Origin of the sequence: Streptomyces sp. FH025 (assembly GCF_017427025.1) — a bacterium.
Taxonomy (GTDB): Bacteria; Actinomycetota; Actinomycetes; order Streptomycetales; family Streptomycetaceae; genus Kitasatospora.
Window position 1 is genome coordinate 1 of the sequence record NZ_JAFLNG010000489.1, and the last position, 5901, is coordinate 5901.

The 5901-nt window shown below is 71.6% G+C and carries 7 protein-coding genes; 4 read left to right on the forward strand and 3 right to left on the reverse strand.

Going from position 1 to position 5901, the window contains the following annotated elements; translation table 11 throughout:
- Positions 1-90 precede the first annotated feature (90 nt).
- Together J0670_RS27480 and J0670_RS27485 are read left to right on the forward strand one after the other, a co-directional pair.
- Complete coding sequence (locus tag J0670_RS27480) at positions 91-285, forward strand: hypothetical protein (RefSeq protein ID WP_207814392.1); 195 nt, start codon at positions 91-93, stop codon at positions 283-285.
- 24 nt (positions 286-309) lie between these two features.
- Positions 310-534, forward strand: a complete 225-nt coding sequence (locus tag J0670_RS27485; protein ID WP_207814393.1) for a hypothetical protein — start codon at positions 310-312, stop codon at positions 532-534.
- A 63-nt stretch (positions 535-597) separates the two neighbouring features.
- Here the strand turns inward: J0670_RS27485 and J0670_RS40030 are convergent, their stop codons facing one another.
- Positions 598-2166, reverse strand: a complete 1569-nt coding sequence (locus J0670_RS40030) for a recombinase family protein (RefSeq protein ID WP_207814394.1) — start codon at positions 2164-2166, stop codon at positions 598-600.
- A 22-nt stretch (positions 2167-2188) separates the two neighbouring features.
- Here J0670_RS40030 and J0670_RS27495 point away from each other — a divergent pair, with 22 nt between their 5' ends.
- Positions 2189-2608 (forward strand): hypothetical protein, encoded by a 420-nt coding sequence (locus tag J0670_RS27495; protein ID WP_207814395.1) that lies wholly within the window; start codon positions 2189-2191, stop codon positions 2606-2608.
- On the opposite strand, the gene J0670_RS27500 is transcribed toward J0670_RS27495, so the two are convergent.
- Both J0670_RS27500 and J0670_RS27505 read right to left on the reverse strand, forming a co-directional pair.
- A complete protein-coding gene (locus tag J0670_RS27500; RefSeq protein ID WP_207814396.1) occupies positions 2598-3386 on the reverse strand; it encodes a CPBP family intramembrane glutamic endopeptidase in 789 nt (262 codons plus the stop codon). The two genes, J0670_RS27495 and J0670_RS27500, sit on opposite strands and share 11 nt — an antisense overlap.
- A 115-nt stretch (positions 3387-3501) precedes the next feature.
- Positions 3502-5007: a glutamate--cysteine ligase gene (locus J0670_RS27505; RefSeq protein ID WP_207814397.1), complete on the reverse strand. Its 1506-nt coding sequence runs from the start codon at positions 5005-5007 to the stop codon at positions 3502-3504.
- A gap of 362 nt (positions 5008-5369) precedes the next feature.
- Between J0670_RS27505 and J0670_RS27510 the strand changes: the two genes are divergently transcribed.
- Positions 5370-5901 (forward strand): hypothetical protein (locus tag J0670_RS27510; protein ID WP_207814398.1); only part of this gene is annotated, 532 nt, incomplete at its 3' end.

Below are 5901 nucleotides of genomic sequence, written 5' to 3' on the forward strand. Positions count from 1 at the left end.
GTTCCTGCGCGCCTCCGAACTCCTCGGCCCGGACTCGGGCGTCGCCAGCCGGATCGCCATGGCCAACTTCCTGCTCCAGGGCAGCCAGCAGTGACCCTCCCCGTGGTCCACGCCGTCGTCCACCAGGCCGCCCGCGCCTACGAGGCCCGCACTCCCGCAGGCAAACGCGTCATCGTCATCGAGACCGAGCACTCCGCCCCCGGCCAGATCACCCGGTCGGTCGTCCCCCTCCCGGAGCACGTCGCACTCGACCTCGCCACGGACATCGAAGATTGCGGTTGGTGACGGCCGCGGTGATTGGATAGCGGAATGAGCGAGCCCGCCCACCCTCGGGTGATCGCCGAGGTCGCCCTGCGTAGCCTCCAGGCCGACCGCCGCAACGGCGAGTACCTGCTGACCCAGTACCTCAGCACCACCGAGGCAAGGGCGCTGCTGGCCTCAACCGAGGTACCCGACCACGCGGTGGAGCTGCTGGCCGAAATCGGCCGCACCCGCCGCCTAGCCCTGGCCCTGCTCCGCATCCTGTCCACCTGACCCACACCAAGGCCCCCGGCCGGCACTGCTCGCACAGTGCTGACCGGGGGCCGTTTCTGCGTTTCAGGACCCACTGGCCCCGGGCTGCCCGTCCTCCTCCTTTGGCGGCTTCCACCCGCGCGGCTTCTTCCACACGATGTCCAACCGGTCCGCCGTGAACCGCGCGCCCGAGTAAGGGGCCTTCTTCAGGTACACCCGCTCGATCGCCAGCCGGAGCAACTGCCCCCGGTACGTGTCGTCGGAGCTCTCCCACAGCTTCTTCGCCCGGACCGGATCGGTAAGCACCGAGATGTCCGCCATCGGCTGGGCCACCGCCTCCCAGTCCTTGCGCGCGTTCTCCACGTCCTCCACAGCCGCCCGGCGCTGCCTGACGTACGTGGCCTCTCCGTCGCGGCCCGGGAAAGCCCCCGCGGCTTCCAGGCGATCGATGCGCGCCACCACTTCCTCCGCCAGCTTGAGCTGGCCTCGGGCGTCAGCCTCCTTCTTACTCTCCTCCGGCTGGGACAGCTCCACCCACCCCTCCCCGACGGCCAGCAGGGTGGGGTCCAGCTTGTCCGCCGTCGACAGCTTCCTGCCCCACTCTTCCGACAGGACCCGCACCACCGAGGCCCGCATGCCCGTGACCGGGCCGGGGCAGTCATCCAGCCCGAGGTTGAGCCTGCCGCATCGGAACGACCCGCCGTGGATCGTCGCCAGGTGGCCCTTCTTCGGGTCCCGCCCGCCCCCGTCGCACCACATGAGGCCCGAAGCGGGCGAGCGCTCGACCGACTTCGACTGCTCTTCCACGGTCGGCAGGTTCTTGCGCCGCTCGAAGCCCGCCGCAATCCGGCGGTGCTTGTCGAAGATCGCCTGCGGGATGCCCTCTACCCCCTTGGCGAACACCCGCACCGGCTTGCCCTTCGCGTTCAGGTAGATCTGGTGCTGCCGCTTCACCATCACGACCTGCCATCCGAGGTACACCGGGTTCCTCAGGATCTTGCCGACCGTGTTCGAGCGGAACGGCCCGCCCCGCGTCGACCGGTAGCCGTCGGCGGTCAGCCCGAGCGCGATCTTCCGGTTCGACGCCCCCTCGGCGGCCTCGTAGTGGATGCGCTCGATCACCGGCCAGAACTTGCCGTGCTTGAGCTTGCGCTTCTTCGTGACCTTCAGCCCGTATGGCGCGCCCGCCAGCCACTTGCCCTCTTCGCGCTGCTGGGCCTTGGTGTCCTTCACCTTTTGCGACAGGACACGGCTGTACTCGCGGTCCCGCTCGGCGTCCTCAATGATCCGACGGCGGTCCTCGGGCCGCTCGGTGTCGAGGCCGTTGATGTCGAAGACCAGCCGTTTGCCGGGGCTGTCCAGGATCTTCAGCACGTCGCCCGCGCCCTTGCGGCTGTACCGCGAGGAGTCGTACGCCCACAAGCAGTCCGACTCGCCTTCGAGCAGCGCGTGAACCGCCGCGTCGAAGTCCGGGCGCTTCACGGTCAGCTTGTACGCGGACAGGTTCTCCCGGTAGATCCGGCGGACCTCATACCGGTTCCGCTTGGCCCATGCCCGGCCCTTCGTTTCCTGAGCCTTCAGCGACAGGATGTCCTGGGCAGCCGTACCCCGGACGACCTGCGACTTCCGAAGAAGCAGGTCGACGGATCGCACAGGTCCGGCAGGCTTCCGAGCCATGGTTCCACTCTCCAGTCAGCAGCGCGGGCCCGCACTCTGGAGGTGCAAGGGCGACCCGTCGCTCTGGGAGGAGCATGCCAACACCCACATCGCCCCGGCGATCGGCCTGGACCCGCTGCCGGTGGTCCGCCTCGCCGGCTACGTCCCGCAGCCCGGCGACCCGCGCGTCCCACTGATGGAGCTGTTCTCCGCCGCCAAGTGGGCCCCGCTGCTGCGCTACGCCGGAGGCCGTCCGTTCGCCTGGGTGGACGACGTCATCCCGCCCCGGCTGGTCCGCAGGTCCCTCCTGCGCCGCGACCGCGTGCTGCTGCCGATCGACCCCGGCCAGGGCCTGGAGCGCGCGCACGTCGACCGGCTGCTCACCCGCCCGCCGCGCGGCCGCGTGCTACCGCTCGGAGGGCCGCCGGTCAGGCGGTAGGCAGCCAGCTGACGTGCCCGGCGAGCAGCGCGTACCCGACGAAGGCCACCGTGTCGATCAGCGCGTGCGCCGCCACCAGCGGCATCACCCGCCCCCAGCGCCGGTACAGCAGGCAGAACACCACCCCCATCACCATGTTGCCGACCAGGCCGCCGACCCCCTGGTACAGGTGGTACGAACCGCGCAGCACCGAGCTGGCCGCCAGCGAGGCCGGCCAGGACCACCCCAGCTGCCCGAGACGGCGCAGCAGGTAGCCGAGGACGACGACCTCCTCCAGGATCGCGTTCTGCCAGGCCGACAGCACCAGCACCGGCACCCGCCACCAGACGTCCGGCAGTCCCGAGGGCGCCACCGTCAGGTTGTACCCGGCCGCCTGCGAGGCCAGGTACAGCGCCAGTCCGGAGCCGCCGATCGCCGCCGCGATGGCCGCGCCCCGGCCGAGGTCGCGCAGCTTCTGCCGGAGGTCGAAGCCCAGCACCCGCAGCGCGGCACCCTCGCGCACCAGCAGGTAGCCGACCAGCACGACCGGCATCAGCCCGCGCCCGATGTAGTACAGCTGCCACACCAGGTCCAGCCAGGGCCGCCCGGGCGCGCGCGAGCCGTTCAGCGTGGCGACCTGCTGGCCGAGCCTGAGCGGCTCGGTGAGCGAGCCGACGAAGCTGATCAGCGCGCTGATCCCGCTGGCCCCGAGGGAGAGGCCGAGCACGATCAGCAGTTCCACGCCGAGCAGCCGACGGGTGGGCTTCGCGGTCTCCGGCGCGGTCGGGGCGGTGGTCACGGGGGCTCCAGCGGACGGGCGGTCGCTCCGGCCGTCGGCCGACCACCGGAGCGATCATCCTGACACAGCGTCCCGACCGCCCGACCGGCCAGGTACGGGGCGGTCGGCGGAGCGGTCAGCCCACCGGCCAGGTGTGCACCGGCTCGCCGCCGCGCATGTGCTCGGCGTACCGCCTGGTCATCGCGGCGAGCGCCGCCGGGCGGTCCATCCCGTACCGCTCGCGCAGCCGGTGGAAGGTCGCGCTCTGCCAGGCCGCGCCGTTGGTGCGGCGCAGGCAGCGCTGCTCGATGATCCCCAGGTAGCGGTCCCGGTCGGCCGGCTCCACGCCCCACTCGTCCAGGCCCTGGTACGCCATCGGCAGCAGTTCGTTCAGCACCAGGTCGACGGCGGACACCGTGGTCAGCCCGCCGCCGCGGCCCGCCCGGCCGGGGCGCGGCCAGTGGAACACCGCGTCGATGCCGTACCGGGCGCCCTGCCGGAAGTTCTCGTCCGCACGCTCGAACGGCAGGCGGGTCCAGATCGGCCGGGGCTGCTCGGCGAGCACCCGCACCAGCCCGTAGTAGAAGGCCGCGTTGGCCAGCGTGTCGGCCACCGTCGGCCCGGCCGGCAGCGCCCGGTTCTCCACCCGCAGGTGCGCGACCCCGCCCGCGATGTCGTAGATCGGGCGGTTCCAGCGGTAGATGGTGCCGTTGTGCAGTCGCATCTCGGCGAGGCTGGGCGCGCCGCCGGAGGACAGCACCTTCAGCGGGTCCTCGTCGTCGCAGATCGGCAGCAGCGCGGGGAAGTAGCGCAGGTTCTCCTCGAACAGGTCGTACGCCGAGTCCACCCAGCGCTCGCCGAACCAGGTGATCGGGCGCACGCCCTGGGCCTTGAGCTCCGCCGAACGGGTGTCGCAGGCCTGCTGGAAGAGCACCGGACGGGTCTCCCGCCACAGCTCCCGCCCGAACAGGAACGGCGCGTTGGCGCCGAGCGCGAGCTGCGGCCCGCAGATCGCCTGGGCGGCGTTCCACACCGAGGAGAACCGCTCCGGGGTCACCTGGAGGTGCAACTGCAGCGAGGTCGCGGCGGCCTCCGCCACCATGGTGACGGAGTCCAGCTGGAGGTGCTCGACGCCCTCGATGTCGAGCGCGATCTCCTCCCCCCGAGCGGCCACGATCTGGTCGCTGAGCAGGCTGTACCGCTGGTTGTGGCTCATCGCGTCGAGCCCGGTGTGGGCGTGTTCGAGGGTCGGCAGGATGCCCACCATGACGATCCGGGCACCGGCCTCGGCCGCCCGCCGGTCGGCGTAGCGCAGCCCGGTGTCGAGTTCCTCGCGCAGTTCCTCGAAGACGTGCCCGCCGAGCCGGTGCGGGGCGACGTTGACCTCGATGTTGAACTTCCCCAGCTCGGTCTGGAAGTCGCTGGAGCCGATCGAACTGAGCACCTGGGCGTTGCGCATCGCCGGCAGGCCCTGCTCGTCGGCCAGGTTGAGCTCGATCTCCAGCCCCATCACCGCCCGCGGCCGGTCGAAGCGGTCCTCCCGCAGCATCCGCCCGAGCGCGTCTAGGCAGGCCTGGAGCTTGACCCGGTACTGCTGCCGGTCCGCCAGATCCGCCCGAGTCGCCACGACCTTCTCGCCCATGGTCCCCTCCTCCTGAGCCACCCGGCCGACCGACCGTGCAAGCATCATGCCCGCCCCGAAGATCGATACCCGAACGCTTGTACTGGCTTGCAATGCAAGGTAGCTGACGGAAATTCAGACCATCTGCAGACTTGCTCGACACCACCGCCTGTGATAAACAGGTCACCCTGCGCACTTGTTCGATGAAATCGCACTGCGCTCGGCCGGCCCTCGCCCGCCCCGAAGCCTCGTCGGCAACGGCAGCGCCGGCACCGCGATCATGCACAACCGGACACGGCCCGGCCCCGTCACCGTAGACGCGCCGCGCCACGCCGGTATGCCGCACTCGCACGCCGATCTCGCTTGGAGAGGCGGACCCCGCCATGACCCTGCAGACCCCCCAGCCCCCGCCGAGCGCCCTGCGCGCGGTCCTGGGCGCGCTCGACTCGGAGACCGCGCTGCGCCAGCCCGCCGCCGCAGCGCTGCGCCATCCGACCGGTCCACTGCTCCCCGCGCATCCGCTCGCGGTGCACGTCCTGGACGGCCCGCGCCCCGAGCTGCCCGCAGCCCGCCGGACCGGCTGGCGCTTCCTGATCAAGGACGGCACCGAGGTGGCCGCCGCCGCCGAGGTGGTGCAGAGCGCCGAGGGCCACACCTTCTCCCACTTCACCGCCGGCCCCTACCTGCACTCGACGATCCGGGCGCTGCGCGAGGCCTGGCAACTCGCCCAGGGTTCCCGGTCCCGGCGACAACCCCGGCTGCTCACCTTCCCCGGCCAGTACGCGACGGCGCTCTGGCTGCACAGCCCCGACGCCGACCCGTCCGCCGACCTGCTGATCCCGCTCGCCCCGGCCCCGCTCGGCGTCACCGCCCACCGCGCCCGCCCGGCCGCCGAACTGCTGCCGCTGCTCGCCC

Coding starts and splice junctions, on each gene's coding strand:
- J0670_RS27485 (WP_207814393.1), top strand. CDS start 310: ATGAGCGAGCCCGCCCACCCTCGGGTGATCGCCGAGGTCGCCCTGCGT.
- J0670_RS27495 (WP_207814395.1), top strand. CDS start 2,189: ATGGTTCCACTCTCCAGTCAGCAGCGCGGGCCCGCACTCTGGAGGTGC.
- J0670_RS27505 (WP_207814397.1), bottom strand. CDS start 5,007: ATGGGCGAGAAGGTCGTGGCGACTCGGGCGGATCTGGCGGACCGGCAG.